The organism is Deinococcus hopiensis KR-140 (assembly GCF_900176165.1).
GTDB lineage: Bacteria > Deinococcota > Deinococci > Deinococcales > Deinococcaceae > Deinococcus > Deinococcus hopiensis.
This window is the reverse complement of sequence record NZ_FWWU01000007.1, coordinates 189,617-216,395: the sequence shown is the minus strand read 5'-3', so window position 1 is coordinate 216,395 and position 26,779 is coordinate 189,617. Positions and strand designations below refer to the sequence as shown.

The 26,779-nt window shown below is 60.4% G+C and carries 27 protein-coding genes and 1 pseudogene; 12 read left to right on the top strand and 16 right to left on the bottom strand.

Annotated features, from left to right (window positions below; translation table 11 throughout):
* Positions 1-76: 76 nt before the first annotated feature.
* Positions 77-352 (bottom strand): hypothetical protein, encoded by a 276-nt coding sequence (locus B9A95_RS09635; protein ID WP_084046796.1) that lies wholly within the window; start codon positions 350-352, stop codon positions 77-79.
* 146 nt (positions 353-498) lie between these two features.
* On the opposite strand from B9A95_RS09635, the gene B9A95_RS09630 reads away from it, so the two are divergent.
* Positions 499-1,950, top strand: a complete 1,452-nt coding sequence (locus B9A95_RS09630; RefSeq protein ID WP_084046794.1) for a sensor histidine kinase — start codon at positions 499-501, stop codon at positions 1,948-1,950.
* Positions 1,947-2,588, top strand: a complete 642-nt coding sequence (locus B9A95_RS09625) for a LuxR C-terminal-related transcriptional regulator (RefSeq protein ID WP_084046793.1) — start codon at positions 1,947-1,949, stop codon at positions 2,586-2,588. The genes B9A95_RS09630 and B9A95_RS09625 overlap by 4 nt, the downstream gene beginning before the upstream one ends.
* Positions 2,589-3,074: 486 nt before the next feature.
* Here the strand turns inward: B9A95_RS09625 and B9A95_RS09620 are convergent, their stop codons facing one another.
* The 3 genes from B9A95_RS09620 to B9A95_RS09610 all read right to left on the bottom strand — a co-directional run bounded on the left by B9A95_RS09620 (position 3,075) and on the right by B9A95_RS09610 (position 4,939).
* Positions 3,075-3,593 (bottom strand): SHOCT domain-containing protein, encoded by a 519-nt coding sequence (locus B9A95_RS09620; protein ID WP_084046792.1) that lies wholly within the window; start codon positions 3,591-3,593, stop codon positions 3,075-3,077.
* 141 nt (positions 3,594-3,734) lie between these two features.
* Positions 3,735-4,418, bottom strand: coding sequence for an ankyrin repeat domain-containing protein (locus B9A95_RS09615; protein ID WP_245808229.1), 684 nt, complete (start codon positions 4,416-4,418; stop codon positions 3,735-3,737).
* Complete coding sequence (locus B9A95_RS09610) at positions 4,415-4,939, bottom strand: GlcG/HbpS family heme-binding protein (RefSeq protein WP_084046790.1); 525 nt, start codon at positions 4,937-4,939, stop codon at positions 4,415-4,417. The genes B9A95_RS09615 and B9A95_RS09610 overlap by 4 nt, the downstream gene beginning before the upstream one ends.
* A 730-nt stretch (positions 4,940-5,669) precedes the next feature.
* Here B9A95_RS09610 and B9A95_RS09605 point away from each other — a divergent pair.
* Together B9A95_RS09605 and chrA are read left to right on the top strand one after the other, a co-directional pair.
* Positions 5,670-6,566 carry a chromate resistance protein ChrB domain-containing protein gene (locus tag B9A95_RS09605; RefSeq protein WP_084046788.1) on the top strand — a complete coding sequence of 299 codons (897 nt, stop codon included), beginning with the start codon at positions 5,670-5,672 and terminating at the stop codon, positions 6,564-6,566.
* Positions 6,559-7,947, top strand: a complete 1,389-nt coding sequence (gene chrA, locus B9A95_RS09600; RefSeq protein WP_084046786.1) for a chromate efflux transporter — start codon at positions 6,559-6,561, stop codon at positions 7,945-7,947. Before B9A95_RS09605 ends, chrA begins: the two co-directional genes overlap by 8 nt.
* Positions 7,948-8,138: 191 nt before the next feature.
* Here the strand turns inward: chrA and B9A95_RS31965 are convergent, their stop codons facing one another.
* Together B9A95_RS31965 and B9A95_RS09595 are read right to left on the bottom strand one after the other, a co-directional pair.
* The gene (locus B9A95_RS31965; RefSeq protein WP_139806633.1) at positions 8,139-8,408 is read right to left on the bottom strand and encodes a hypothetical protein; all 270 of its coding nucleotides are present in this window, start codon (positions 8,406-8,408) and stop codon (positions 8,139-8,141) included.
* Between the two features lie 29 nt (positions 8,409-8,437).
* The gene (locus B9A95_RS09595; protein WP_084046784.1) at positions 8,438-8,695 is read right to left on the bottom strand and encodes a hypothetical protein; all 258 of its coding nucleotides are present in this window, start codon (positions 8,693-8,695) and stop codon (positions 8,438-8,440) included.
* A gap of 480 nt (positions 8,696-9,175) precedes the next feature.
* Between B9A95_RS09595 and B9A95_RS33510 the strand changes: the two genes are divergently transcribed.
* Positions 9,176-9,325, top strand: coding sequence for a hypothetical protein (locus tag B9A95_RS33510; protein WP_170928549.1), 150 nt, complete (start codon positions 9,176-9,178; stop codon positions 9,323-9,325).
* A 254-nt stretch (positions 9,326-9,579) separates the two neighbouring features.
* On the opposite strand, the gene B9A95_RS09590 is transcribed toward B9A95_RS33510, so the two are convergent.
* Positions 9,580-10,056 carry an ankyrin repeat domain-containing protein gene (locus B9A95_RS09590; protein WP_084046782.1) on the bottom strand — a complete coding sequence of 159 codons (477 nt, stop codon included), beginning with the start codon at positions 10,054-10,056 and terminating at the stop codon, positions 9,580-9,582.
* Positions 10,057-10,112: 56 nt separating this feature from the next.
* Positions 10,113-10,304 carry a hypothetical protein gene (locus B9A95_RS31960; RefSeq protein ID WP_139806632.1) on the bottom strand — a complete coding sequence of 64 codons (192 nt, stop codon included), beginning with the start codon at positions 10,302-10,304 and terminating at the stop codon, positions 10,113-10,115.
* 428 nt (positions 10,305-10,732) lie between these two features.
* Between B9A95_RS31960 and B9A95_RS09580 the strand changes: the two genes are divergently transcribed.
* The gene (locus tag B9A95_RS09580; RefSeq protein WP_084046779.1) at positions 10,733-10,963 is read left to right on the top strand and encodes a hypothetical protein; all 231 of its coding nucleotides are present in this window, start codon (positions 10,733-10,735) and stop codon (positions 10,961-10,963) included.
* A 127-nt stretch (positions 10,964-11,090) separates the two neighbouring features.
* Here the strand turns inward: B9A95_RS09580 and B9A95_RS09575 are convergent, their stop codons facing one another.
* Both B9A95_RS09575 and B9A95_RS09570 read right to left on the bottom strand, forming a co-directional pair.
* Positions 11,091-11,447, bottom strand: coding sequence for a transposase family protein (locus B9A95_RS09575; RefSeq protein WP_245808228.1), 357 nt, complete (start codon positions 11,445-11,447; stop codon positions 11,091-11,093).
* Positions 11,398-11,913, bottom strand: a complete 516-nt coding sequence (locus tag B9A95_RS09570) for a transposase family protein (protein ID WP_139806631.1) — start codon at positions 11,911-11,913, stop codon at positions 11,398-11,400. The genes B9A95_RS09575 and B9A95_RS09570 overlap by 50 nt, the downstream gene beginning before the upstream one ends.
* Before the next feature lie 286 nt (positions 11,914-12,199).
* Between B9A95_RS09570 and B9A95_RS09565 the strand changes: the two genes are divergently transcribed.
* Positions 12,200-13,033 (top strand): IS5 family transposase, encoded by an 834-nt coding sequence (locus B9A95_RS09565; protein ID WP_084046777.1) that lies wholly within the window; start codon positions 12,200-12,202, stop codon positions 13,031-13,033.
* Positions 13,034-13,380: 347 nt separating this feature from the next.
* Here the strand turns inward: B9A95_RS09565 and B9A95_RS31955 are convergent, their stop codons facing one another.
* Positions 13,381-13,614 (bottom strand): hypothetical protein, encoded by a 234-nt coding sequence (locus B9A95_RS31955; RefSeq protein ID WP_139806630.1) that lies wholly within the window; start codon positions 13,612-13,614, stop codon positions 13,381-13,383.
* Positions 13,615-14,527: 913 nt separating this feature from the next.
* On the opposite strand from B9A95_RS31955, the gene B9A95_RS09555 reads away from it, so the two are divergent.
* Positions 14,528-17,245: an ATP-binding protein gene (locus B9A95_RS09555; protein ID WP_084046774.1), complete on the top strand. Its 2,718-nt coding sequence runs from the start codon at positions 14,528-14,530 to the stop codon at positions 17,243-17,245.
* The gene (locus B9A95_RS09550) at positions 17,238-17,963 is read left to right on the top strand and encodes a response regulator (RefSeq protein WP_084046772.1); all 726 of its coding nucleotides are present in this window, start codon (positions 17,238-17,240) and stop codon (positions 17,961-17,963) included. The genes B9A95_RS09555 and B9A95_RS09550 overlap by 8 nt, the downstream gene beginning before the upstream one ends.
* Before the next feature lie 613 nt (positions 17,964-18,576).
* On the opposite strand, the gene B9A95_RS09545 is transcribed toward B9A95_RS09550, so the two are convergent.
* From B9A95_RS09545 to B9A95_RS09535, 3 genes are all read right to left on the bottom strand, one after another.
* The gene (locus B9A95_RS09545) at positions 18,577-19,128 is read right to left on the bottom strand and encodes a carboxymuconolactone decarboxylase family protein (protein ID WP_245808227.1); all 552 of its coding nucleotides are present in this window, start codon (positions 19,126-19,128) and stop codon (positions 18,577-18,579) included.
* 312 nt (positions 19,129-19,440) lie between these two features.
* Complete coding sequence (locus B9A95_RS09540; protein ID WP_212648287.1) at positions 19,441-20,739, bottom strand: cytochrome-c peroxidase; 1,299 nt, start codon at positions 20,737-20,739, stop codon at positions 19,441-19,443.
* 6 nt (positions 20,740-20,745) lie between these two features.
* Complete coding sequence (locus B9A95_RS09535; protein WP_084046770.1) at positions 20,746-21,216, bottom strand: FixH family protein; 471 nt, start codon at positions 21,214-21,216, stop codon at positions 20,746-20,748.
* Positions 21,217-22,124: 908 nt separating this feature from the next.
* Between B9A95_RS09535 and B9A95_RS35255 the strand changes: the two genes are divergently transcribed.
* Both B9A95_RS35255 and B9A95_RS09525 read left to right on the top strand, forming a co-directional pair.
* Positions 22,125-22,301, top strand: coding sequence for a recombinase family protein (locus B9A95_RS35255; RefSeq protein WP_245808226.1), 177 nt, complete (start codon positions 22,125-22,127; stop codon positions 22,299-22,301).
* Positions 22,302-22,816: 515 nt separating this feature from the next.
* Positions 22,817-23,771: pseudogene (locus B9A95_RS09525) on the top strand (IS630 family transposase).
* Positions 23,772-24,516: 745 nt separating this feature from the next.
* Here the strand turns inward: B9A95_RS09525 and B9A95_RS37015 are convergent.
* Both B9A95_RS37015 and B9A95_RS09520 read right to left on the bottom strand, forming a co-directional pair.
* On the bottom strand, positions 24,517-24,963 hold the full coding sequence (locus B9A95_RS37015; protein ID WP_170928548.1) for a hypothetical protein: 447 nt from the start codon (positions 24,961-24,963) through the stop codon (positions 24,517-24,519).
* Positions 24,960-25,580, bottom strand: coding sequence for an IS630 family transposase (locus tag B9A95_RS09520; protein ID WP_084046768.1), 621 nt, complete (start codon positions 25,578-25,580; stop codon positions 24,960-24,962). Before B9A95_RS09520 ends, B9A95_RS37015 begins: the two co-directional genes overlap by 4 nt.
* A gap of 101 nt (positions 25,581-25,681) precedes the next feature.
* On the opposite strand from B9A95_RS09520, the gene B9A95_RS09515 reads away from it, so the two are divergent.
* Positions 25,682-26,767, top strand: a complete 1,086-nt coding sequence (locus B9A95_RS09515) for an IS4 family transposase (protein WP_425429929.1) — start codon at positions 25,682-25,684, stop codon at positions 26,765-26,767.
* Positions 26,768-26,779: the final 12 nt, after the last annotated feature.

Genomic DNA, 26,779 nt, shown 5'->3' with positions numbered 1-26,779 from the left:
GCGCGCCTTCTGGACGTTTCAGTCACTGTTCTGGGCCGCCCAGAGGACGGCCCGGAATCTCGCGAATGGTTGCTGCTTAGCGGTGCCCGCCGCCATGGTTGCCGTGGTCGTCGCCGAGCTCCTGATGTCCACCCCGACCACGGTCATCCCCCACTTCCTTATGGTTCCCCCGGTCATCGCGGGGTTCGGCTTCACGCGAGGCAGAGACAGAGGCGTTGCGGACCACCTTCTGCACAGTGGTCTGATTGGTATGGCGACCGTGACGCCCGGACTCGGTTTCGCGGGCAAGGGCGGGTGTCAGGATGAGCAGGCTGGACAAGGCGATGATGGAAGAAATGGTGTTGCGCTTCATAGGGACCTCCTTGGGTGCCTTCACTGTAGGCACCGCTCCTTTCCGCCGACATGGACCGCAGACGGGGGCAGGTCCCCGGACCATCGCCCCAGACCCCACCCGACTTTGGTCTGATCCCCAAGGGCGGCGGCAGAGGATAATGGGGCATGGCGCTCAGACTGCTCCCCGGGGCTTCCCTGTTTCCCCGGCGTGGCCCTTCGCTGATCACGAGGCCGTGGAATCTGGCGCGGCAGTACAGCCTGGCGAGCCTGCTGGTGCTGCTCCTGAGCCTGCTCCTGATCGGCTGGTGGGTGGGACGACAGATTGAGGTCGGCGTTACCCACCGGGCGGCCGCGGCCGCCGCGCTCTACGTCGAGAATTTCATCGTCACGCATCTTCAAGGTCTGAAGCGGCAGCGTTGGTTGAGCGCGCGGGAAAAGGCTGAACTGGAGCGGCTCTTTACCACCACGCCGCTCGGCCACGAAATTGTAAGCATCAAAGTCTGGGGCCCGGGAGGCCGCGTCGTATACGGCGACGAGGCGGGCCGCACCTTTTCCGTGGGAGAAGATCAGGCGCGTGCCTGGAAGGGCGAGGTGTCTTCCGACATCTCCGACCTCACCGACGCGGAGAACGTCAACCTGAAAGCCAAGCACCACCGCTTGTTAGAAATCTATGCCCCCATGCGCCTGGAAGGGTCTGACCGCGTGATTGCGGTGGCTGAGTTCTACCAGAGCGTTGTTCCCCTGGAGCGCGCCATTCGTCAGGCCCAGATCGAGAGCTGGCTGTTGGTGGGGGCGGTGCTGCTGCTCGCCTACCTGCTGCTTTTGGGTCTGGTCCGCCGGGGCAGCGACACCATCGCCCACCAGCAGGCAGCCTTGGGCGCTCAACTTGCCGAGCAACGCGCCCTGATGATCCAGAACGCGGAGTTGCACGACCGGGTGCAGCGCGCCGCCACCCGCATTGCGGAGTTGCACGAGCGGGTGATGGAACGGGTATCCAGCGGACTGCACGACGGCCCAGCACAGGATGTGAGTTATGCCTTGTTGCGGCTCGATAGCCTTTCAGCCCGCACTGAGCGCCTGGAGAGCCCCTACCGGGAACAGGCCGAGCAGGACCTGGCCGCGCTGGAACGCTCCCTCACTGGCGCCATGCGGGCCATGCGGGACCTGGCGACCGAGGTTCGGCTGCCCGCCCTCCACGCCCTGACGCTGGAGGAAACGCTGGAACGCGCCGTACGTGACCACCACAACCGTACGGGCAGCGAGGTCGGCACACACTGGGCCGGTCTCCCCCAACAAGCGCCACTGCCCGTCAAGATCACCGCTTTCCGGGTGGTGCGTGAGGCCTTGAGCAATGCCTACAAGCATGCAGGTGGACAGGCGCAGTGGGTGAGAGCAAGGGCGCTGGAAAACGCCCTGCTCCTGGAGGTGTCTGACGGCGGCGCGGGGTTTGATCCCTCGGTGATCGACCTGGAGGGCAGCCGCCTGGGCTTCATGGGCATGCGGGAGCGGGTGGAGAGCCTGGGTGGAGCGTTCGCAGTGTACAGCGCAAGCTCCGGCACCCGCGTGCAGGTCCACCTCCCCCTGACTGTTCGCTCAACTCTGGAGGAGACCCCATGACCGATCCCATTCGCACGGTGCTGGTGGATGACCATCCCCTCTTTCGCGAGGGTGTGGCCGCGACCCTGAGTGCCGATCCACACTTCGAGGTGGTGGGTGAGGGCGCCACCGCCGACGAGGCGCTACGCCTGTGTGCCGGACTGCTACCGGACGTGCTCCTGCTGGACCTCAACTTGCCCGGAGGTGGCCTCAATGGGGCCCGAGCGGTGGCCGCCGCCTGCCCCGTGACCCGCATCGTCATGTTGACCGTCAGTGAAGACGAGGCCGACGTGCTGGGCGCCCTCAAAGCGGGGGCGCGCGGCTTCGTGCTCAAGGGCGTCTCTGGGCGAGAACTCCGCGGCATCATCGCTTCCGTGGCGGCGGGAGACGTCTACGTGACGCCCGGCCTGGCGGCCAGCATGCTCCGCGACATGAGCTCGCCCCGTCCATCGGCCCGTCCGCTGGATGACCTCACGCCCCGAGAGCGGCAGATCCTGGAGGGGGTGGCCTCAGGACAGAGCAACAAGGAGATCGCGCGCGGTCTGGAGCTTACCGAGAAGACGGTCAAGCATTACATGACCAACATCCTCCAAAAATTGCAGGTCCGCAACCGGGTGGAAGCGGCCCTGCTCGCCCAGCGGGAACAGGCCCGGGAATAGCTCCATCTGGCCAATACAAGCAGCGTGTCCGCAGCCGTGCAAGGGTATCCCACAGGCGGTCTGTTTTTCAGACGACATGATAAAAGCGGCCTCGCGACGGATCAGGGTGCTCCGTTGGCCGTGTGGGTAAGCCGTTCGCGGACCAGGGTGTGCAGCTGCCCCGGGGTGAGGTGGCAGAAATGGGCATGCCGGAGTTCGGCATTGGCCCCCCCGAGCGTGTTGACCAGCGCCGGCCCTTTTCCGGAATGACTGTGGGTACACGGCGGCGGTCGGCGGTGTTGCGCGCAGTGGACCAGGCCGGCGGCAGCTGGCGCAGAGCGCGAGGTCCTTCTCGAGGAGGGGGCGGAAGAAAAGGCACCATCCCGGGTGGAATGTGCCTGTAGAGTCCTGGCTGGAGCCAGGGAGTACTGCCCCTCCAATACACGCAAAAGCGAATAGGCAAGTCGAGGCTCCTGAGCTGAAGACCCGTTCGCCCCGGAAGAAGGCTTACGACCCGAGGTACTGCTGGACCTTCACGTCATACTCTTCTTGGGTGAATACGCCGGCCTGCAGCGCCTTCTCCAGCTGTTGGAGCTTCTCTTCGTGCTCCAGGCGCTTGAGCAGCTGGCCCCGCTTCTCCTCAAACTCCACCCCATCCAACAGTCCTTTGTCGTGGCTCTCCTTCAGGACCCGGAACCGCATCTCAAAGTTCGCGGCCGGCTGCGCTCCTGAAAAAGGGTGGGCCAGCGCCGAGGGGAGACGCCCCCACAGCGGCGTGTTCCGATGTTGGAGAAGGTAGAGGTCGTAGTACCCGAGGAGTCCAAACGCGATCCACACCGGAAGGGCCAGAGCGCCTCCCGAAAGGGCAATCAGGGTGAGGGCAGCAGCGGTATAGATCCCCGCTTTGGCCGGCATTCCATTGGAGAGGTACCAGATCGGTCCGAGGGCGAAGGATCCCCAGTTCCAGGTGGCGGCGAAGTTTCCTCGGTTGCGGTCAAATTCAGCGAATGCTTTTTCGTGGTTCATATCACTCTCCGTTGCGTTTCAGTGTGCCCGGAAGCGGCCGTGCGTACATCCTCCTTAAGGACGCCCGTTTTCCTCCACCTTTCGTTCCCCACCCGCTTGATGCCTTGGGAAACAAAACGGTGGATCTGCGCCCACCATGGCTTAACGCCCACGTCCGGATGTCAAAAGCGCCACCATGCTGGCAAAGCCGCGCCGTTTGGCATGTGCCAGGGGTGTCACGCCGTCCCGGTCCGTCAGGTTGGGATTGGCATCCGCTGCGAGCAGCAAGCGAACGATCTCGGTATGGCGGGGATCACCGTCGCCGAGGAGGACCGCCTCCAGCAGGGCAGTCCACCCCAGGTTGTTCACATGATTCACATCAATACCGGTCTTGAGCAGTTCGCGCACGTACTCGACGTGTCCCCGGTCGGCCGCTGGAATCAGGGCGGTACCGCCGAAGCGATTGGTACGGGTCAGGTCCGGCCCTGCGCGCAACACCTCGCGGAGCATGCCGACGTTGCCGGTTTCACCGGTCACGAGCAGGGCATTGTTCCGGGCCGTGTCCTGCGGATCCGGGTCTGCTCCCGCAGCAACGAGCATCCGGGCCACAGCGACGTGATTCCCGAGAGCAGCGCTCGTCAGGGCAGTGCGGCCGTCCGCGCGCCGAGCGCGCGGTGAGGCCCCACGCTTTAAAAGGTTGCGGACCCCGGCCACGTCGCCCCGTTCGGCGGCCTGGCCCAGGGCGGCGTTCAGGGCGGGCTGGCCCACGCCAGGCTGGAGGGTGGCTGCCCCACCCGCGTCCGCCCATGGGAAGATGAGCAGGGCAGCCAGCAGTGCGCGCCTCACCGACCCAGGACCGTCGTGATGGCGTCGGTCACGCACTTCTCGTCGATGGTTCCGCTTGCGCCCCCTACCCCGGCAGCGCCCACCACCACGTTGTCGACGCGAATGGGCATGCCCCCGGCCAGCACGAGGAAGCGGTCAATGCGGGCGAGCTCGGCCGAGGTGGGGTTGGTGCGGATGTTCTCAGCGATGGCGGCGGTGGTGTTGCGGGCCGAGGCGCGGGTGTACGCCTTGCGGTATGAGGCGTCGAGGGTGTGGGGGCCAGCATTCTCGGCGGGGGCCACAGCGAGGGTGATCCCGGCGCGGTCCACCACGGTCGCGGTGACGTTGTAGCCTCCCTGGGCGCAGTTCTGAACAGCAAGCTGGGCGATGCGCACCGCCGCCGAGAGGCTAAGGCTTACCTGGGTCACGGTGCGCGTGGCAGCGAGCTGGACGGGCTGCGGCGCGGGCTGGGCGGCCGGGGTCGTCTGGGCAAGGGCAACGGGCAGGCCCAGGGCGAGCAGAGGCAGCAAGACCCGTTTCATTCGCCCACTCTGGCATTCCTCCAGGCGGCGGCACCATGCGGGGCATTTCTTAGGCACCTGCGTAGTTTTACGCAGGGCAGGCACGGGCTGCTCTGCCGTTCCGGCTGGTCTTCGGCACAGCTGTGCGGATCGGGGAGGCGCTCAATTTCCACCTGGAGACCTCGACCCGATGAAAGGGAACGAACACCTGACGGTGCTGGAAAGGGAGACCGAAAACGCACCGTGCTCCTCGCCGATCCCGAACTGGTCAACACCCTGCGGCGTTGCCTGCGGACCCTGGCTTACATCCAAGGCTGACTCTTCCAGGCAGTGAAGAATAGGCGCGGCAGACCTCTGCGCTATCAGCGTGGGCAGAGCCCCTGACAGGGGTATACGGAGGGTGGAGGCCACACCTGCACGCTCCATCAACTTCGATACAGCCACGCCACGGAACTCGTGGACGGCAATCTGGCGTTATCCGCAAGCGGCTGGGCCACCAGCACATCCAGACCACGCTGCGCTACGCCAAGGTCAATGACGCGACGGCTAATGCCGCGGTGCGGTGCTGGCGCAGGAGAAATTCCCAACCAAACCCCTGTGGCCGGTCACCTCAAGCGGGAGCTGCCCTCCGTAAATCCAGCTTCACAGGGAGAGGTGCAAAGTACGTTTCTTTATAACGCAACACCTGTAACATTCCTTTATATGGAGTGGTTGGTGTTCTCTTCCGCCCGCCCCAGTGGGGACACGTCAAGTGCCCGTGTCGCCCTTTGGCGACGGCTCAAGCGTTTGGGGGCAGTCACACTCCCCGGGAACAATACAGTCCTCCCGACCCGAACCTCTCGAAGCCCTCCAATGGCTTGCCCAGGAGGTTCGTCATGGCGGCGGGGAGGGCGTCATCCTCCGCGTCCAGGGCTTTCTTGGCCTGACGGACGCTGAGCTTATCAAGCGCTTCAACGCCGCCCGCAGTGAGGAGTACGCCGAGCTGGAGGAAGACCTGCGCGCGCTCGAGGCCCTGATCCAGCCCGGCAAAAGCCTCCAGGCCAAGACCCAGGCCGCGCTGGAGAAGCTGCGCAAACGCCACGCCGAGCTCGGCCGGATCGATTTCTTTCAGTCTCAGGCAGGACGAACGCTGGCCCTGCGCCTCGCGGACGTCGCCCAGGTGCTCACCGTCCCGGAGGTTCCCATGCCCGTTCCCCACGCCTCTCGCGCTGCCTATCTGGGCCGCCGCTGGGTCACCCGGCCCCCTCCCCATGTGGACCGCCTCGCCTCTGCCTGGCTTATCAAGCGCTTCATTGACCCTATGGCTGCCATCCGCTACACCATGGCCCCGGGTCCTGATGAAGTCACCTTCGGTACCCCGAATGGCGACTTCACCCCCATGGTGGGAGACCTTTGCACCTTCGAGACGCTGCTGCGCGCGTTTGACCTCACGGAAGGAGCCCTCACGGCCCTGGCCGAGATCGTGCATGGCATCGACTTGCGGGACGGGAAGTACAACCGTCGTCAAACCGCTGGCGTGGAGGCCCTGCTTGACGGCTGGGTAACCTCCGGATTGAGGGACGGACAACTGGAGGTCAATGGCCTTGCCCTCTTCGATGGTCTGTACGCTGCCCTCTCGGATCAACCCTTGGGAGAAACCCATGCTTAGCCGCCGTGCGGCTGTGCCCACCCCCGCTCACGGCATCTCTTTTCGAGAGGCCCTCGTCGTGTGGACGCGCGTGGCATTGCAGAGCTTTGGTGGTCCCGCTGGACAGATCGCGGTGATGCACCGCATCCTTGTAGAGGAGAAACGCTGGATCAGCGAGGAGCGCTTCCTGCACGCCCTGAATTACTGCACGCTCCTGCCTGGCCCGGAAGCACAGCAGCTCGCCATCTATATCGGCTGGCTGCTCCACGGCACCCGGGGCGGCATCGTCGCTGGCACTTTGTTCGTTCTGCCCGGCTTCCTCTCGATCCTCCTGTTGAGCATCATCTACGCTCTGTATGAGGAGACGACAGCCATTCAGGCCGTCTTCTTCGGCCTCAAGGCCGCCGTCCTCGCCATCGTTCTCGAGGCGGTGTTCCGCATCGGTCGCCGCGCCCTGAAGCATCCCCTCCTGGTTGTCTTCGCAGGGCTGGCCTTCACTGCCCTTTTCTTCTTCAACGTTCCCTTCCCATTGGTAGTCCTCAGTGCTGGAGTGATGGGGTACTTCGGGAGCCGTGCCCGCCCTGAAGTGTTCGCAGGTGGCGGGGGGCACGGACCGGGGAAAACAGCTGTCCTGTCCGAGGACCAAGCGGTGATTAACCGTCACACCGTCCCGCATGTATTCCCCTCCTGGGGGCGTACCCTAAGGGTCGGGGGGTTGGGCCTGGCTGCCTGGTTTGGTCCATTGCTGCTGGTCGGTGTGCTCCTGGACTTTGGCAGCGTGTACTGGCAGCAGGCGAAGTTCTTTAGCCAGATGGCGGTGGTGACCTTCGGTGGAGCCTATGCGGTCCTCGCCTACGTTGCTCAGCAGGCCGTGGAGGTGTTCGGCTGGCTGCGTCCCGGAGAGATGCTCAATGGACTGGGGATGGCGGAAACAACGCCAGGTCCCCTGATCCAGGTCGTGCAGTACGTCGGGTTCCTCGGGGCGTTCCGCCATCCTGAAGGTCTGGCCCCGCTCACCGCTGGCATCCTGGCCTCTATCGTCGTGACGTGGGCGACATATGCCCCATGCTTCCTGTGGATCTTTCTGGGCGCGCCGTACATTGAGCAGCTTCGGGGAAACAAGGCGCTCTCAGGTGGGTTGACCGCCATCACCGCCGCCGTCGTCGGTGTGATCCTGAACCTTAGCGTCTGGTTCGCGCTGCACACCCTGTTTGGCGGGGTAGCGGAACAGCACGTTGGCCCGCTGCGCCTCTACGTTCCCGAGTGGAACACCCTGAGTCTCCCTACCCTGGTGCTGTCGGTGCTGGCCACCTTGGCACTGTTCCGCTTCAAGATCGGCACGCTGCCTGTCCTCGTGGGGAGTACGGTTCTCGGTGCCGCATACGTGTTCCTCATGACGTGAATAGGACCGGCAGGAGACACTACCAGACAGAGATAAGGCCAAGTTGAACAACGATCAATATTGTGGTGAAAGGCGCAACATAGTTCTCTGGTCGTCCACAACTCCTTCCCCACCTTGTAGGCAAAAAAGGCCCCACCTTCGTGTGTCCCGAGGGGGGGGTTCCCCGTTTCTACTGCTGCTTAGAGCGTTTGTCAAAAAGAGGACTTCTTTTTGACCGAGCAGGGCGAACTTGAAGGCGCATTTGTCCGAATGGCGCCGTGAGTGGAAGGCCATCCCTCACGGCGCCATTCGGACAAATGCGCTAGGCCGTAGCACCAACTCCTTGCCTGGCGTATGGCCCAGATCATTCCCAGCACGAGCAACGCTGCTGGGACGCCGAACCATTGAGCCGCCTCTTTGCTTGGCCAGAACAGCCAGCCGATCCCAAAGGCAGCAGCCCAGATGCCGGTGAGGATCAGCATGGTCCGCATTGAGGGGGGTTTGGGCGATTTCATTGCCTTGCCAGCAGGGCATGCATCTCTGCCCGCCGCTGTCGCCCTTTCTCGGTGATGACGGATGTCCCAAAGGCGCGACCGTCACGGGTCGTGAGGCGATCAGCGACGAGAAGACCGGCCTCACCGGATGCCGTTTTGGGCTTGACCTCCTCGGGGAGAAGCGCCATCCGGTCCTGGAGACGAATGGGGCCGTCTGGCATGACGGCAATCATTTGATCGATGGTCTGGAGCCCAGCCTTCTGGCCGCCAGTCACTGCTGCGCCTTCGGCCGGACCACGATTTCGAGACCAAGCATGTCAAGTACATCCAGGAAGCTTTAAGGGATGAAGCGGAATAATAATGATTCTCAATCATACGGTTATGAGAGTCATATTTATTTAAGCCCTCCTAGGTATGATCTGTATCCTCATCATACATCTAGCCATATACAGGAATCACTTTGGTTCCGTGTGCGTCCTCTCTTGCGGGTCAGGACAGCAGTGATCAATGGGGGTTTAATGCCCAGTGTCCCGGCTAGTGCAGCGTGCGTTATGCCCTGTTGCCGCCGCGCATGTTCTGGCTCCTCCTTTATCTTTTGCTCCGTCTCGGACAGCTCGCTCATGCCAAAATGTAGTAGACGACTCGTCTATTAATGGCAGTAGACATATTGCCTATAAAGACAGCAAAAAAGGCAGGTCATCCCAGGAAAGTTTCCCGCCTCTGTGACGCCATCACCTGTTAGTTCAGGGAGCAAGTTGACCACTATCGCTCCCCGCACCAAGACCATCATCCACAAGGCCTGCGTCGGTAATGTCGAGTACAGCGTTCTCCACAGCGTGAGCACCCACTTCGTGACGCTGGGGCGGGACCACAGCGTCAACTTGGCGTGGTTGCAGAGGGGGTGAACGTGAGCTTCGTGGAGGCCTCCCGCTTGCCTGACAGCACTTCCCAGGTGGAGATGAAGAAGTCACACGCCGACTCCCACCGGGAACGCGGTCGCTTATCAGCCGCACCGTACGCTGGACTACTTGAGCTACCGCAACCACGCTGCTCTGGCCCCGGAGGTGCTGGGCCGCCCGGTGACGAGCTTAACCACGCTGAGTACAGAGGACGCGGCCCCGGGCGGGAGCGGAGAAAGTTCCGACAATCCCAGCGCTGATCAAAGGACAAGCAGTTCTGCAGCTTCGGTCCAGCCATGCCGGCGGGCGACAGCCTCGGCGGTCAGACCAGCGCCAATGGTCACGGTAGGGTCAGCGCCGTAGCGCAGCAGGAGGTGGAGCATCTGGAGGTCACGAGGTCTGCCGTCCTGAGCCTCTAGTTCTATTTGCGCCTCGATGGCCTCCATGAGCAGCGTCTGTCCAGCACGGTTGCATCTGTGCACGTCTCCACCTCGCTGCAAGATCAACTCTATGCCGGGCAGCCATCCCTGCTCGACAGCACTGCTGAGGGCGGACAGGCGTCCGTCTTCAGCAGGTGCATTTGGATCTGCACCGAGCGTGAGGAGGTCTGCCGTCATCTCCAGATGGCCGTGCCACGCGGCCAGTCTAAGCGCTTCGGTGAGCTTGCTCAGGGGAACTGGTCCAGCGGAGCATTCCAGACGAAGATCGTTCCAGCGTTGCGCTATGTCCCGTGGCATTCCCCAAAGTGTAGCTGGCGGTGGGATTTTAGGCGTTCACCAGGGAGGTTCTCTCATCACGCCTTCAGGCCTGCCCGAACAGGGTTGCCCTGCAGGGCGGGCTCAATGAGCAGGCGCTTCCCCATCTTGGTCTTGCCGGGCCGCCGTCCAGTGCAGACCACCCCGAAGCGCTTGGCATTCGTGACGATCTGACGCTGGGCGGGGTGGTACTTTGGCAGGGGCACCCCGACAGCGGTATTCACCGCCATACACCACTTGGATGGTCATGCTGCCGCTGTGACTGCGCTTCTCCGTGAACAGGCCAAAGCGCTTGCCCAGAATCTCACTGGCCTTGAGCAGGTCCTTCATGTCCTGTCCGCCGTCCTGCAGGGTACTGGTCCAGAACTCCCGCAGGTCGTTAACCGTGGCGATTGTGACAGGCTGCTCAGCCATAGTCTGCGCGCGCAGGCATGCGCCCGCGTTGACCCGGCGAAGCAAGCGGTACCCCTGATTGCCAGCGCTGGCCGGGGAGTAACCCGCGAGCTATGGCGGCCTTCAGCAGGTCAGCGCGCTGGGCGGAAGCGTTAGCGAAGGCGCAGTCCTCACCCCAAGCACCGCGCCCATCTCCTCGGCGGTTGGTTGTTTCGGTGCGTCGGTTTGCATCGGCGGAATCACCCCCTTAGGGTAAAGTGGGCGAATGGACAGAATTATTCAAGCAATGGCGATGCAGGTCTACCTTCTCGCCTTTGGCAACTACCGAAATCGCCTCGGCGGCGATGAGGAGAGACATAAAGTCGCTGCCACTCACGTCGATATGTTCCTGACAGATGCGCTTGGCGGGAACAGCAACTGGAAGGCGCTCAGCAATGAAGTTCAAGGCCGAGCGCGAGCTCAGTTGCTCAAGGACATGGAAACTCCAGCAGAATGAACAAAAAGCTGCTCGGATAGGCAGTTTTTTATTGGTTTCACTTTTTAAACAGCACGCAGAGCCTTGATCACAGGGAGGTTGCGTCCCGCTCGGAAGTAACAAACGATGATTAGACCTCTTGCGGAAGTCATGATTGGCAGGCTCGTGTCAGCTTGCACAGCGCCGCGATGGGCTGAACCCGGAGGGCAAAGCGACGCCGCCGATGTCGGTACACGCCCTTCAACACGCGGAAGATCTTCATGCGCCGGATCACATGTATGGTCCCCTGCGGGGTATGCGCCAGGACATGGTTGTCCTGGCGCTGCTCATCTGACAGAGGCGACGTAAGGGTCATGGCGTGCCTGTGGCTTCTCCACAAGCCCTGATACCCAGCATCTCCAATGAGCGCCGTGTGGTGAGGGAAACGGACGCCTGACTGACCCAACAGCTTCAGGTCATGAACGGCCCCAGTGCTCGTGGCCGTGCTGAGGATCCGCTGCGTCACGGTGCAGGTGAGCAGCTGAAATCTCACGGTGTGGCGCTTTTTCTTCCCGCGCTACCAGCAGCGCTGTTTTTTTTGGTCGCTTACAGGGCACTTCGGAGGCATCAACGGCAACGACGCTGTACACCAACTGCGCTTCCTGAAACATACGCCTCTTCGGCATCCGGAACCGCGCACTTTCGATCAGGGCCGCCTCCACGCGTTCCACCGTGCCGTGCACGGTGCTCTCATGCACGCCCCAGTCGTCACCCAGGTGCGCGAAGGTCCGGTACTCGCGCCAGAACTCCAGCGTCATCAGCAGTTGTTCCGCCACGCTGAGTGCGGCTGGGCGTCCAGACTTCTTCTTCCGTCCTTCGCGTCGCCTCAGCACCTCTTCCATCTCCGCAAAGGTTTCCGCGTAGACCCCGGTGCGTCGACGAAACTGCTTGCGATTCACTTTTAGCGTGCGTGCCAGACGGTCTCGCTCCACGCTCCCAGCTTAGCCCACGACTTTCGCAAGAGGTCTATTGCTCGTCTGTCAGTCGCACCTTTTTAGCGTGCCACACGGCCCTCAGCCAAAACAGTGACCTATTTCCGGATGACCTGTAGTACTACAGTTGCAGTTGGCGATTGGGTCCCTCAAACACGGGAATTCTCGGGAGGTGCCTGGTGACAGAAAGCCCTTGAACAACAGGTTCCTTGGGCAACTGCAACTGTAGTAGTAGAGGGCGTTTTGGAAATGGATTAGTTCTCATGGTGTCTCATTACCTTGAGGCATGCCCTTTGGAACCTACGACTCCGACGTAACGGATGCCGAATGGGAACTCCTTGAAGAGGTCTGGCCCTCTCGTCCAAAGCGAGGCGCACCTCCCACATGGCACCCTCGGCTTATCCTGGATGCAATCTTATACGTTCTACGAGGAGGGATTGCCTGGAGAGCCCTTCCGCATGACTTCCCGCCTTGGGAAACCGTGCATTACCACTTTCGTACGATGCGTCTGACAGGCGTCTGGGAACGGATCAATGATCAACTCAGACGCATATACCGCGAACATATTAGACGAACTGCTGAGGTGCATGCTGCGATCATTGACAGCCGGAGCAGCAAAACCACGGAAAACGGCGGTGTCAGAGGATTCGACGGCAATAAAAAGATCAAGGGTCGGAAACGCCATATCCTGGTGGATACGCTTGGACTCCTGCTGAAAGTCGTCGTCCACCCTGCCGATCTGCAAGATCGGCAGGGTGGACGTTTATTGGTAGAGGCGGTGAAAGGTCAATTCCCTGGTTTGAAGAAGATCTGGGCAGATCAGGGATACACTGGTGAGTTTAAGCGTTGGGCCAGTCAGGAGCTACAAGTGGAGTTTGAAGTCGTGTATCCCTGGTGGCGGCAGTTGAAGCACTATGCTCCCGACATCCTCGAGGCACAGGGAATTGACCCGAAGGCCTTCCATGTTCTTCCGAGACGTTGGGTTGTCGAACGATCATTTGCGTGGATGGGCCGGAACCGCCGTTTATCAAAAGACTTTGAGGTATTACCCGAAACGACAGAAACCTGGTGCTATCTCGCCATGAGTCGCCTGGCTCTCCGTCGTCTCGCACAGCGGTGATGTCCACTTCCGCCACTTCAATGAATTCCAAAACGCCCTCTAAGAAAGCACCGGTCAGAAAAGAGGCCCTGCAAGCTTCAAAATCACCTGCTTGAGAGACAATTATCATCAAGTCAGTTTCTTCTTAGGCTTCAGTTTGTATTTTAGAGACTGAATTTGCCGATCTTACTGGATCGAAACAAGCAGCAAAAGACCGGGTGCTACAACTCCTTAAGTAAAAACATCAGACAGGGGGCACCAATAAAGTACTTTGCCCCCTGTCTATTTTGATACTTCGCTGATTTGCCCTTGTCTTTCTACATGGTCGATGAAATACCAGCCGAAGAGAGATATTGTTGAGGGTGGAATCAAGATTCGCGAACTTTTTTAACAAGGGCGCCAAGCACGCCTTGAATCAAATCATCGTCCAGTCTCCTCCGTCCCATGTGATTGAGCAGCAGGTCCGCTGCTTTTAAAACTTGGTCTGGGTCGTTCGATGTCGAAATAACTCCCCTTAGATAGCGCTGAATGGGGTTGATGTCGTTGTATTCGAAAGGTGGTTCCAGAGCATCAAGGTCCCAGTTCTTCTCCTCACCAAACATGCCCCTACCCTACCCCTTCGTGTGAACCAGCGGTTGCCACTTTACCCACCGAAAGAACTCCACAGCACTATGAGGGGATGAGAATGGGCGTGTCTTCAGAGTCTAGAGGATGGACCATTGCTCGTCTGTCAGTCGCACCTTTTTAGCGTGCCACACGGCCCTCAGCCAAAACAGTGACCTATTTCCGGATGACCTGTACGCTGACCTCCTGCACTTCGCTGCGCTCGACGCCCAGTCCAACCTTCCCTTAGGCCGTCGTGAACTCAATAAACACGCTCCCTTCTGTTCCTTGCAGGAGGTTGTGGGCCTTCTCGACTTCTGCAGGGTCTAGACCATGGTATTCGTACATTTTCCCGTTAATCATCTCAATCCTAATGGCTGCCATGCCTCACCGTGGCCACTCACATTCACCCGTAGTTGCCAGATTCACGAACGAAAAAGGCACCTGCTTGGCGTGCTGGGGGGACTGTGGAGTGGGCCTCATCAAAAGCTCTGCCCGGAAGTCCCAGCGCCGATCTATAAAGTCACCTGGTCCGCCATCCTCGAAGCCCTCAACCTCAAAGCGGGTATCCGCCCCAAAGAGACATGAGGCCCACTACCGCGCCAGCGCCCAAACGAACGTGAGAGCTCGAGACAGCCCGAACACCACGCCCTCGCTGCCTTGGTGAAGCTTCCCGCATCCAAACAGGGACCCTTTTCTCTCACCAGGCCTACCATGGCTGCCCCCTTGAACTCGCGCTCATGTAGGGGCACTTCCACGCGATGTACCTTGACAGCCTTCCCGTCCAGGCTCAGGCTCAAGTCGGCTGTCAGGGCAGTTTTCCTGAGGTGGATTGCGGCGTAGACTGCAGTCCGTTTTCTCCTTCTCTTACGGCAAAGTTCGCACATCAGCGCCACGATAGACCACCAAATCATGCTGCCTTCCTCCCCTGCCACTCCGCATACCCCCGGTGATCAGCACACCCTGCGGGGCGTACCGCTGCGTACGTTTCTGCTGCGGCCCCTCTGGCTGCCCATGCTGCTACTGCTGCTCGTGACGCTTACAGTGGCGTGGTCCGTCCTCCGCAACGCGCGTTCTGCCGACCTCGTACATCAATCTCAGGAAAACATCACGCTGGCGCGGGACCTATTGAATGACATGGTGGATTTGGAAACGGGACAGCGGGGATTTATCCTGACGCTCGACCCTCAATTTCTGGAACCCTATACCGCGGCCCGCACGCGGTTACCGGGACATCTACAGGCCCTGCAAATTCAAGCTCGACAGGCCCCCCTTGAGGAGGACCGCCGGGCCTCGCAACTGCAGCAGGTTCAGCGGATCGAACGGCTGCTCAGCGACTGGGAGGAGCGCGGAGGTGGCCTGGCCCTCCGCCTGGCGCGTACGGACCCAGAGGCGGCAGTTCAACAGGTGCGCAGCGGCGCGGGCAAACGCATCATGGATCAAATCCGGGAGGCCATCGCTGCGTACCAGCAGGCTGAACTGACACACCAGCGCCAGTTGATGCAGGTCAACGCGAATGACTTGCGTCAGGCGCTCGGCGTGACCGTCCTGGGGGTGCTGCTGACCACCCTGACCCTGCTGGTGGTCCTCAGGCGTACAGCCACAAGCGTGGCTCAGGTACTCCGCCACCTGTCCACCACCACTCAGGGCATTGCCCACGGCGCGGTGGGTGCGCCCTTGCCTCCCCACGCCATTCACGAAGTGGCGGCCCTCGCCGAGAACCTGAGTGATGTGGGCCAGCAGGTCATCCGCCGAGAACGTGAACGCGACGCGTCCCTCACGGCCCTGCAGGAGAGCGAGACGCGGCACCGGGCGCTCATCTCCGCCATTCCCGACATCCTCATGAGCGTAAATGCCCGTGGAGAGATTCAGACATTTAAGCCCCCCGTAGACGTGGACAATCCAGATTGGATTAAAGCGATGGTGGGAAACAAAGTGCCTGACGTCCTCCCACCCCACGTGGCTGAACTGATCATGCGCGGCGTGCGCGACAGCCTGCGAGACAACCGGCCGCAGCGCGCGGAAATGACCATGGATATGTCGATCGTCACCCCCGAGGCACCGGCCATTCAGGACTTCGAAGTGCGCTTCGTACCTGCCCAGGGTGAAGAAGTCTTGATCATTTCTCGGGACATCAGTGACCGCAAGCACGTTGAACGCCTCAAGAACGAATTTGTCTCGACCGTTAGCCATGAGCTGCGGACACCCCTGACGTCCATCCGGGGTTCACTGAGCCTGATTGCAAGCGGCATCATGGGCGAACTGCAGCCGCGAGGCAAGAAGCTCGTGGAAATCGCCCTGAACAACAGCGAGCGGTTGGTGCGGCTGATCAACGACCTGCTGGACATGGAGAAAATTGAGTCTGGAAAACTTGAATTCGAGATGCGGCGCCTGGACGTGAACGCCCTCGTAAGGCGGAGTGTGGAAGCCAACAGGGCGTATGCCCAGCCGTTTGGCGTGGAACTGGAGTTCTCCCCGCAGGTTCCCGACGTTCACGTTTGGGGAGACGAAGACCGGCTCCTGCAAGTCCTGACGAACCTGATCTCCAACGCCGTGAAGTTCTCCCCGCAGGGCAGTGCCGTCACGGTCGCCACTGCGATGAAGGACGGCGCTGTGCGGATTTCAGTGCGGGACCGCGGCCCTGGCATTCCTCCTCAGTTTCGCTCGCGGATCTTCGGGCGCTTCGCTCAGGCGGACGCGTCCGTCACGCGCGACAAGGGCGGCACAGGACTTGGGCTGAGCATCAGTAAGGCGATCGTGGACCGGCACGGAGGCCGCATTGCCTTCGAGGATCATCCCGAAGGTGGGACAGTGTTCGCGTTTGAGCTGCCCCCTTCAGCGCCTGAACCCCCGTTCACCACGAATGAGGCTGCGCCAGTGGGCCGCCGACTGCTGATCTGCGAGGACGACCGGGACATCGCGTACCTGCTGCAGCTGATCCTTACACAGGCAGGTTTTGAATCTGACGTGTCGTACACGGCTGGAGAGGCCCGAACGCGCTTGGCGGAACGTCCATATGAGGCGCTGGTCCTGGACCTTCTGCTGCCCGACCATGACGGCGTGGGGTTTATCCAGCAGCTGCGCCAGCAGCCGAGCACAGCGGCGCTTCCCATCATCGTGGTGTCCGCCGTGGCGGATGAGCGGCGTGGACTGGTCAATGGTGACGCCGTGTCCGTGGTGGACTGGATCAACAAGCCCCTGGACACCCAGCGGCTTCTGACCGCTGTGCGCCTCGCCTCGCGCCGTGCTGCAGCTCAGGAGATGCACCTGCTGCACGTGGAGGACGACGCGGACCTTCGGCAGGTGGTACAGGAGGTTCTGCGCGGCGTGGCGACGGTTGCGTCCGCTCCAACCCTTGCGCAGGCCCGCGCAGCGCTACGCGGAGAGGCATTTGACCTGATCCTGCTGGACCCAGGCCTGCCAGACGGAAATGGCCTGGAGCTGCTGCCGGAACTGCGCGAAGTCCATCCGCACGTGCCGGTGCTGGTGTTCTCAGCTGGGGACCTTGACCGCGTGGACACGCAGCGGGTTGCGGCCACCCTCGTCAAATCCCGCACATCCAACGAGCAACTGCTTGAAACCATTCGCGCCCTGATTCACCCAGAAGGCTCTGGAGGCCCCCATGACTGATTCCCTGCAACGCGTGCTGCTCGTCGAGGACGACCCGGACATTCAGGCCATTGCGCTCATCGCCCTGGAGGACATCGGTGGGCTGCAGGTTCAAACCTGCGACACCGGATTCGAAGCGCTTGAGCGGTTCCCTGGGTTCGCCCCGGATTTGGTGCTGCTGGACGTGATGATGCCGGGCCTTTCAGGTCCGGAGACCCTTATGGCGTTGCGGCGCCTACCCGGTGCGGATAGGGTGCCTGTGGTCTTCATGACCGCCAAAGTGCAAAAGGGCGAGGTGGAGGAGTACCTGAATCTGGGAGCGGTGGGCGTCATTCCCAAACCGTTCGAACCCATGACTTTGGCGGACGAGCTGCGCACGCTCGCGCAAGCACACGGCCAGCAGCGGGAAACGGAGGATGAACGCACGTTTCGGGAGCAACTGCTGGAACTGAAGGCGGAGTTCTCCCAGGAGTTGCCCGGCCGCGTCGCGGCCCTACGCCGCATATGGGCGTCCATACAGCGGGGCGAGGCACTCCCCGAGGCGTTGCAGAGAGAGGCCCACCAGCTCAGCGGGACGGCTGCCACGTTCGGACATCCCCACACGGCCCACCTCGCCGTGCAGTTGGAGCGAGATCCCGCCCTGGCCTCCTCCACTCCCCCCGGTGAGACGGCGTCACAGCGCGTTGAGGAACTTCTCTCTAAACTGAGTGCGGCGGCCCAGGAGACGGGATCAACGTAAAGCGGTCAGAGCCATGGTCCTCCTGCGAAAGTGGATTTCGAGGTCATCCTGCCTCTCCCATCCGTCGCCCCCCACATCTTCTTCAGTTGGGGAAGCGGCACTCACTCTGCGTTGAGGTTCCAGCCACCTTCGTCTGTGAAGCCGGGCCAATCCAGGAGCAGGAGGGCAGGTCTCTCCACTCCTGGCGGGAATTCAACCCGTGGTGGAGAGAACGGCCCTATCATCAGTGGCCGTACAGGTGATTCACTGCGTGTCACAGAGAGGCTGCTGTACCAATCAGCACCATAGGTCCTCGTGGGCTGCTTCAGAAGTCCTTTGACACTTCTGCCAAGAGAATGGTCGGTCCCATGCCCTCCGGGCGTTCTCCCTAACTGTCGAGGTTTTTCTGAAGCGGACCACCAGGGACCGCACCGGACGTGCCGCCAGCAGCAGTATGATCCCAAGGGCAGCGCTGAGTATTCCTGCGTCTCCAGCAAAGTATCAGTTGAACGGCAGAAATGGCACCAGGCGCGTGTAGAACCCCATCCCCGAACCATTGTGAGGGCGAAGCCCAACAGGAGCAGTCCAACACCAGCGAGCCCCACTACTGCGCTCAGAAACCGCTCCTGCCAGATTACTCTGGATGGTCCATGAGGGCGCAGAACCCCTGACTCTCAATATTCAGAGGCCTGGTGAGGCGGTTAAAGAAATTCTCCGTGGCGACGGCGACCGTTAACTCTATGATTTCCCGCTCAGTGTAAAAACGCGTAAGGGTCGCGTATACCTCATCACTCACGCGGGCAGTGACTTGCGTCGCTTCCCACGCGTACTCGAGCGCAGCGCGTTCGGCTGCACTGTACTCAGGCCGCACACGAAACTCCAGGACCCATTTCAGTTTTGTGGCGTCTAGGCCCTTGCCCTGCGCGACGCGTTCTCCCAGGTCAATACAGAACGCACATCCGTTAAGCTGAGCGACCAGATGGGATACAAGCGCCTTCGTGGTGGAGTTGAGCTGCGTAGAGCTGTTGACGTAGAGACCCGTGATGAACAGATAGGGCACAGGATATGCAGGGTGGTGACTGAGCAGAGCCAACGTGGGGAAAGGCTTTCCAAACCGCCAGGTGAGTGCGCGTGAAGCCAAGCTGGCAATCCAGGGCAAACGGGCTGGAGCGGAAATTCGGGACATGGATCAACCTCCGGAAGGTCAGCGTGAGGCAGCGAGTAGCAGGCGCTGCAGGTAATCGCGCCGCTCGGTCTGAAAGGCAGGAGCGTCAATGTTCAGATGGAAAGCTGCAGCCAAGGTATGTCCGAATATCAAGTAGGCGTAGCACGGCCGGAACCATCTGCCGGACGTCCTCACCTCAAAGTGCGACGCCCTGTAACACAGCAGCTGCAGCTTGAGCAGCGGTCGCTACGTCCACGTGATACGCCTGAATTTCATTCATGTGGCGCGTTATGGTTCGCGCACGGCGAGACGAACGGGGAGGTGGCGCAGGCGTCAGGGCTGTGGCGTTGGAGTTGCGGGAGTTCGGGCGAATGGGTCTCGTAGGAGCGCCGCTGGGGCGTCCACTGGACTGTCCAGCGTGCGCATGAACGCCTCGATGTGGTCGAGATCCTGCCCACTCAGGTGCAGCGGCATGAGTTCCGAGTGCCCAACAGCAGCGGAGAGGGCCAGGTTGTAATGTTCCAGGACATCTCGCAGCGTCGCCTTCTGTCCGGCGTGCATGTAGGGCGCGGTACGGGCGACTCCCCGGAGGGGCGGCACCTTGAACTGGCCTTCGAGTTCAGGGCCATCCGTTTTTAAAAAACGCAGATTGACGCATTCGGAGGGGGGAGCGTCGCTGTATTTGCTCAGGCAGTTGAACTCGTCCCGCCTGACCAGTGGGGCCCCGGAAGCGCGGCCTCGGTCGGGTGGCAGGCCCGGCGCTGTAGGAATGCCCGTATTGTGAAAGTCTCCGTCGGTCAGCAGGGGGCCACTGTGGCAGCTTACGCAGCTCGCCCTCCCAATAAAGAGACGTAGGCCGTCCGCTTCGGCAGGGGTAAAGGTGGTCCGCATGACCCGCGTATCATTGGCCAGGACTGCCCGCACGTACCTGTCGAAGCGGGACGGGGCGGGATTCAGGCGGCGTTCGTAGGCGGCAAGGGCCTTGCCGATGTTCACGTACACCTCGGTCACGGCGCGTTGCCGGCTCCGGGTCAGCCCGTTCCAGCTGGCGCGTGCCTGGAGGTTTTGCACGGGTCCAGCGTGTTGGGGCAGGCCCGTTAGGTCAGGCAACGGGCCGAACAGGGCCTCATACCTGGCGCGGTGGTATCTGGCGATCAGCCGGGCGTACATGGTGCGGTCTCCACCATGCTCAACAGCGCTTTCCAGGGGCCCCAACGCCTGCGCCCACAGGCTGTCTTTGCGCCCATCCCAGAACAGGAAGGGAGCGTAGGCCACGCCTACCACCGTCATGGTCCGGCGACCCGTTTGGCCCACACCACGCCCCAGCGGCAGGGCGTCGCTGAACCCACGCACGGGTTGGTGGCACGAGGCGCAGGACACCTTGCCGTTTGCGCTGAGGCGGGAATCGAAAAACAGAGCTTGACCCAGCTTCACAGCGCGGGAATTGTCCGCGACCCGGTTGCTGGGGTCGGGCGGCAGGGGCGGCAAACGGTCAATGGAGAGCCCCTGGAGGATCCGGCGTTCATCGCCCGTCCAACGTGGCCCGGACGCTGCCGACCACACCGCCGAGCCACCCAGGGCAACGAAGCCCACGGTGAAAGCGAGGCCAGGAAGCCACCAAAAGCGGGGCACCTGCCCTCACTTCTCCAGCATCAAGTTGAAGCGTACGGTATCGGTCTGCTGCCCCGACGAGACCTTGAAGTCCATCACCCACCAGCCGCCCATCTGGTACCTCAGGCCGTCCACCCGGTAATTGCCGTGGCCGAGGTTGGCGTCTGCGACCGGGCGAGTGGGAAGGCCATGGCCATGCTGCGGCATGTCGCCGTCCACCTCAATCCGGGCACCTTCGATGGGCTGCCCGTCCAGCGTTTCGAGGTGCAGCGTCCAGCTATGCAGACGGCCAATGGGGATGGGCGTGACGCTCGGCGTGTAGGTGGCGCGAAACAACCGGTGATTGGAGGGCCGGGTCATGCCATAGTCCAGTCCTTGAGGAATGGCCGCCATGTGGGTGGAGGTGGCGGCGCCGCCGAGCAAGACAGTTGCAAGTGAGGCTCCGCCGAGGATCAGTAGGGAGATGAGGACGCGACGTGCGCGTGGGAGGCGGGACATAATCACCTTTCCTTTCAAACGCGCCGCGATGCTGCTGCGCGCTCGGGGGTTTAAGGTATGCGGGCGACGCCGCACGGTGATGCGTCAGAGGTCATGCAGAGGGGTCACGCCTGCCAGGAGATCCTACAGCTGTTGGGACCACAAGCCTGGCAGAGCGGCGAGAGAATACGGACCGCGTCAGTATCGTACTCAGGCCGGAACACCAGGGGTGTACCAACGCCCCGCCCAGAACTTATTTTGCGACTGCTCAGGAGGGGACCTACAGGGTAGGACGGGCCAGAATGAGAGCCTTTCAAACGACAGCGGCCCCAACTGGAGGCAACTTCAAGCCCAACTCGCTGAAGTGCTGAAACGCCTTCAGGAATTGGAAGCCCGACCGCCACAAGATGGCCAGACTTCCCACCAACCTCCTAATGGTCTGATGGAGAGGTACTTCGGGAGTTGAATGGAAGGGGTCCTTTTGGCTTCGCGTTGTGACTGCACTCTCTACGGTGCGGAGGGAAACTTATCTCCCAACTTACTTCTCTATCAGACCACTAGCGAGGATATTCAGACGAGTATGCATTTGCTGTTTAGCAAGGCATTTATGGGCCCATGCACTGTTGAAACCACTTCGTGCTGTGGGCCAGGGAAGGAGCGACCGCCCTTCAATCTGGCGGAGGAATGGGGGTACGGCCCCACTCGTGAAGCCCAGAGCCAGGGGTTCAACACGGCACCGTTTGCCCCTGAGCGCTCAGGCCTAAAGGACTGGGTCACGTCCAGGACAGCTTTGGCGTGGCCCGTGAATATTCCCCGCAGTACAGCTAAAGTGCGTCTGAAAGACGTGCTGGTATAAGCTTTTCAGGATTGTGCGGTGGAGGCGTCCCCAGTAGGAGACGGCCCTTGAGCAAACCCGGCGAATTAGCGGAGTGCTCCTCATTGCCAAACTCGACCGCCTTGCCCGCAACGTCGCTGTCGTCACCACCCTCCTGACGTCCGGAGTCCGCTTTATCTCCGTGGAAATGCTGGAAGCTGACAACCTCACCATCCACATCATGGCAGCTGTAACGGAGAGGGAAGCTCCGCTGATCTCGGCGAGGACATAGGCTGCTCGGAAAGCGCAGGGGCTCAAGCTCGGAAAACTTGATCCCGGAAGGCGGCTGGCCGGAGCGGCCGCCCCGAAGGCCAGGGCCGTCCCGAACACGCGAACCGTCACCGCTTATGCAGGGGCGCTCCGGGAGCAGGACCTCCGTCTCCGTACTCTTGCCGCCTGGGTCGGAGTCATGGCTTCAAAACCTGCAAAGCCGGCTCCTGGAACGCTGGTCAAGGCAAACGCCTGCTGGACGGGCGAAAATTACCTGCCCCAGATTCAAATGCATGATTTGACAACACGTGAATACCACCATATTTTAAGGAAATCAAGGCGGCCTCCGGGTCGCCTTCTCCTTTTCACTTCCCTCTACAACCCTTCCCATGATTAGCTGATCCGCCAGGCCGCTCTTTTCAGAGTAACGCTGTCCTCCCGGCGTTGGAGGTGCGCAGGAACGAGACAACCGCTGCCCGGTCCAGCAGCAGTTGTGGAAGCAGGAAAGGCCTTTAGAGCATTTGTCATAATAAGAGCATGAAGCCAGTGGGTGGGCGAGGATACAGTCTGGATTTGCGCGAGCGGGTGGTGGCGGCAGTCGAAGGAGGACAGAGCCGGCAAGAAGTCGCCCGGTTGTACCGAATGCGCGTCGAAACCGTTGATACATATCTGGAAAAGCAGCGCTTGGGAACACTCCACGAAGTGGGTCGGTCTTCTGGACGTCCTCCACGTGTCACCCTCCTCCACGAACAGCAACTGTTGAAGCAACTCGAAACGCATCGGGACGCGACCTTGGTCGAGCATGCGAGCATGCTCGAAGAAGCGACAGGCCTGAAGATCAGTTTTAAAACGGTGGACCGGGTGTTTCGCAAGCACCACATCACCCATAAAAAAAACGCTGGTCGCGAGCGAACGAAGTGAAGAGCACAGACAGCAGTTTCTAAATGATCTGGCTCCCTATCTCACGCATCCGGAACAACTGGTCTTCCTGGACGAGAGTGGCTTTCACACTGCCATGACACGTGGGTACGCACGTGCGCACCGTTCTGAACGGGCTCAGGGCCGTGTTCCCAGAAATCACGGACGCAATCAGACGTTGATTTGCGCCCGACAACTTGCGGGACCCATGGTCCCGTTCGTCTTAAACGGGGCTGTCAACGGTTCAACGTTTGAATGGTACGTCCGCCACCTCATCTGTCCTGCCCTACAACCAGGACAGGTCGTTGTCATGGACAATCTGTCTTCTCACCATCGAGCGTCCGTTCGGGCGCTCATTGAGGCACAGGGGTGTTAGCTCTTGTTCCTTCCGTCCTATAGTCCCGACTTGGATCCCATTGAACTCATGTTCTCCAAGATCAAAGCCGTCGTAAGAGCAAAGGCTTGTCGAACCATAGACTGTCTCATCTCTACTCTTGGAACTGCTTTGCAGGCGGTTCGCGCGCAGGACATTACTGCCTGGTTCCAGCATGCCTACCCTTCGGCATCTTTATGAAAAGTGCTCTAGAAGGGGGCCCGGGGTTCCTTGAAGGATTGATGGGCACGGTGTACAGCAGGATCACGGCAACAGAAGTGCAGGGTGACGGTCCATTGGGTGACACATCTTGCGGTCATTCCTGAGGCTACTCTGGGTCACCCTACTGATATTCATGTGGGTCTGGTCCGTCTACTGGGGAGTTAAGCGTCCGCTCCAGCATCCGCGCGGCGTGTGACGTCACGAAACCCCTTCCCTGGACCTCGTATTTCTGACTGTGCATTGCAAAATCTTTGGCTCTCCAGTTGATAGCGTCAATGTACGGAGTCCCTTTCGCAGATCCAGCAGCGATTGGGCGCCGCTCTTCAGATCTCTCTGGCTGGACTGTATTCAGAGGAAGAAGAATTCCGAGGAGCCCTGTATCACATTTGTGACGCAGCACAGCGTATATTTCCCAGTCACTGTCCAAGAGGGGACCGAGTGCTGCTCGATCTGCCGATGTGAGCGATCAATTTCCCCGATGCTCTGGTGAGGTTGGCCTTCGCTGTTCCGGCAGAGGATTTGCAGGTTGAAAGGTTCGGCCAGGCACTTCACGAAGGTTCCGCTGATTGAATTCGATCTTTCCTGGGCGTGGTCTCACACCGGTAGCGTACCCGGCAAAGGCAAGTAGATGGGGTCACAACGGCAGATTTCAACCCCTGTGCATAACATCAACGAGGTTGGGCATCATCGGATGGTGCTTCAGGCTTCTACGCCTTATACGGGATTAAGATGAGTCTAGAACGTGCTTGATCCATGGAAAGAGAGTCAGCGACTTTACTTCCTGAGGGCAACTTCTAAGTATTTCACATTCTCGTACGATTAGATCTTCGACTTCTTGAAGATCTCCTATTGTTTTATTAGCCAATGGTACTTTCAGTTTCATGACCATGGGTTCTGCCGGGGAAAGCTCAGGTGTATAGGCTGGAAATGGGGGTAGAAAAATATTGGGAAGAACACTGAGTTTCTTACTCATGTGCCACCCCGCTTGGTCGAGTAGAAGCACAATAAGCTGTCGACCCTCAGGGTAGACAGCCCGACTGCATTCTCTCAGAGCGATTTCCATTGATGGGATGTTGACGGTGGGAAAGATCAGGAATTCACTTTGGCCCGTCTGAGGTTCAACGAAAATGTAGGTGTAGAGCCATTGATAACGCCAGCGTTGAGCAATCACAGGCCGCTGCCCCGAAGCGCCCAGAGGCGTTTCAACACTGGCTTAAGGCCAAAACGTCCTTCGTCCTGTACCCAAAGGAGGACTTGCTTCTCGGGGTAAGCGGCTCGAGCAACGCTCAGCGCCGCCTCGACTTTTTTTATGAACGCCTCCTGTTCTTTGGGAGAAGCCGCCTCCGTATGCGTCGGTCGAGGAACCTGAACAGGAAAGCCAAGTCTTTTCAAGTAGCCCCAGGCACACACCTCAGTCACTTCAATCCCAAAATGCTCCTGGATGTGCATCTTGACTTTCTTGCTGGTCCAGAAACCACCCGAGAGGGGTGGTCCCTGAAGAGCCTGAAATAATGCCTCTTGCTGGTCTGGATTGAGAGCAGGATCAGACTTGTTAAACTGACGCTTATCCAGAAGAGCCTGTTCGCCGTTGGCATTGTAGGTCGCAATCAACGTACTGATCGTTGTACGCGAAAATCCGGTCGCGTCAATGATCTCTGGAATTGACTTTCCTTTGCTTTTGAGCCAGATAATTTGCCAGCGGGAGCGTTCAATAGGACGTTCGGCTTGGCGATACGCCACTTCAAGCTCTTCAGATGTATGGTGCGGAATCAAGGCTGCAGCTCTCATATTCGGAACTCATCTTAACTCAGTATTCTCAGTACCTGACAGGTTGATGTAAATGTCGTCTAGGACGTAGAAAAGCCAGAAAAAGGGCGGCAAATGGAGGTGTGATCCGTCCCAGTGCCGCCCTTTCGCATGTTGACACGTTCGCCGCGTACCTCAAAGAACGCCTCCCGCATCACCGTTCCGACACCCTCCGTCGCCTGACGGAGGTCCTGTTCGGCATCCTTCAGGCCGAGTCCACGCTGCACCGTAAGATCGCCGTTCATATCCACCGTGACGCGACGCCGAGCTCCATTCTCCGCCTAGTCGCTCGGACGTTCCACGAAACGGACCTCACGCCGCAGGACGTCACGGACGTCCTGCTTCCACTGCTCCCGACGGGCAAGCTCACCTTCGTTCTGGACCGCACGAACTGGAAGTTGGGTCAGCGCGACCTCAATCTCCTGGTGCTAGGCGTTGCCCTCGGGGATGTGGTCCTCCCCCTCATGTGGAAGGTGTTGCCGCACGGCGGTAACAGTGACATGCGGGTCCGGATGCTCCTGGTCGGTCTGCTTCTGAAGCGTCTTCCCGCTCGACGTTGGGCGGTCCTGATCGCCGACCGGGAGTTCGTCGGGCAGGAGTGGTTCAGTTTTTTGCGAGCGAGGCAGATCAAGCGATGTATCCGTATCCGGGAAAACACTGTATTGGACGAAGATCCTGCACGCCACTACTTCCAGAATCTCAAGCCGGGAGAGGTTCGTGAACTGCTCGAACGGGTCTGGGTGTACGGCAGTTGGATGCGCGTAGTGGCGACGTTCTCCCCACAGGGAGAGCGCCTCCTCGTCGCCTCGGATTTGTCCCTCTGGAACACACTGACGACCTATCGTTTGAGGTGGGGCATCGAATGTGCGTTCTCAGCCATGAAAACTCGGGGTTTGAACCTCGAGCAGACCCACATGACCCAGCCAGATCGCCTCTCCCGCCTCTTTGGGCTGCTCAGCTTGGCACTGGCCTGGATGGTCCGCGTTGGGGCATGGCGGGCGGGGCAGCAGCCTATATCTACCAAGAAGCATGCTCGCCCGGCGATCAGCCGGGCGAGCTACGGGCGGGAACTCCTGTGCCCTGCCCTTCGGTGGGGAAAAACCACGTTCTACACGTACCTTGACCTGCTTAAGTCCCCTTTTCCCGCTCCTGAACGGCAAAAAACCTAACATGTCAGGTAC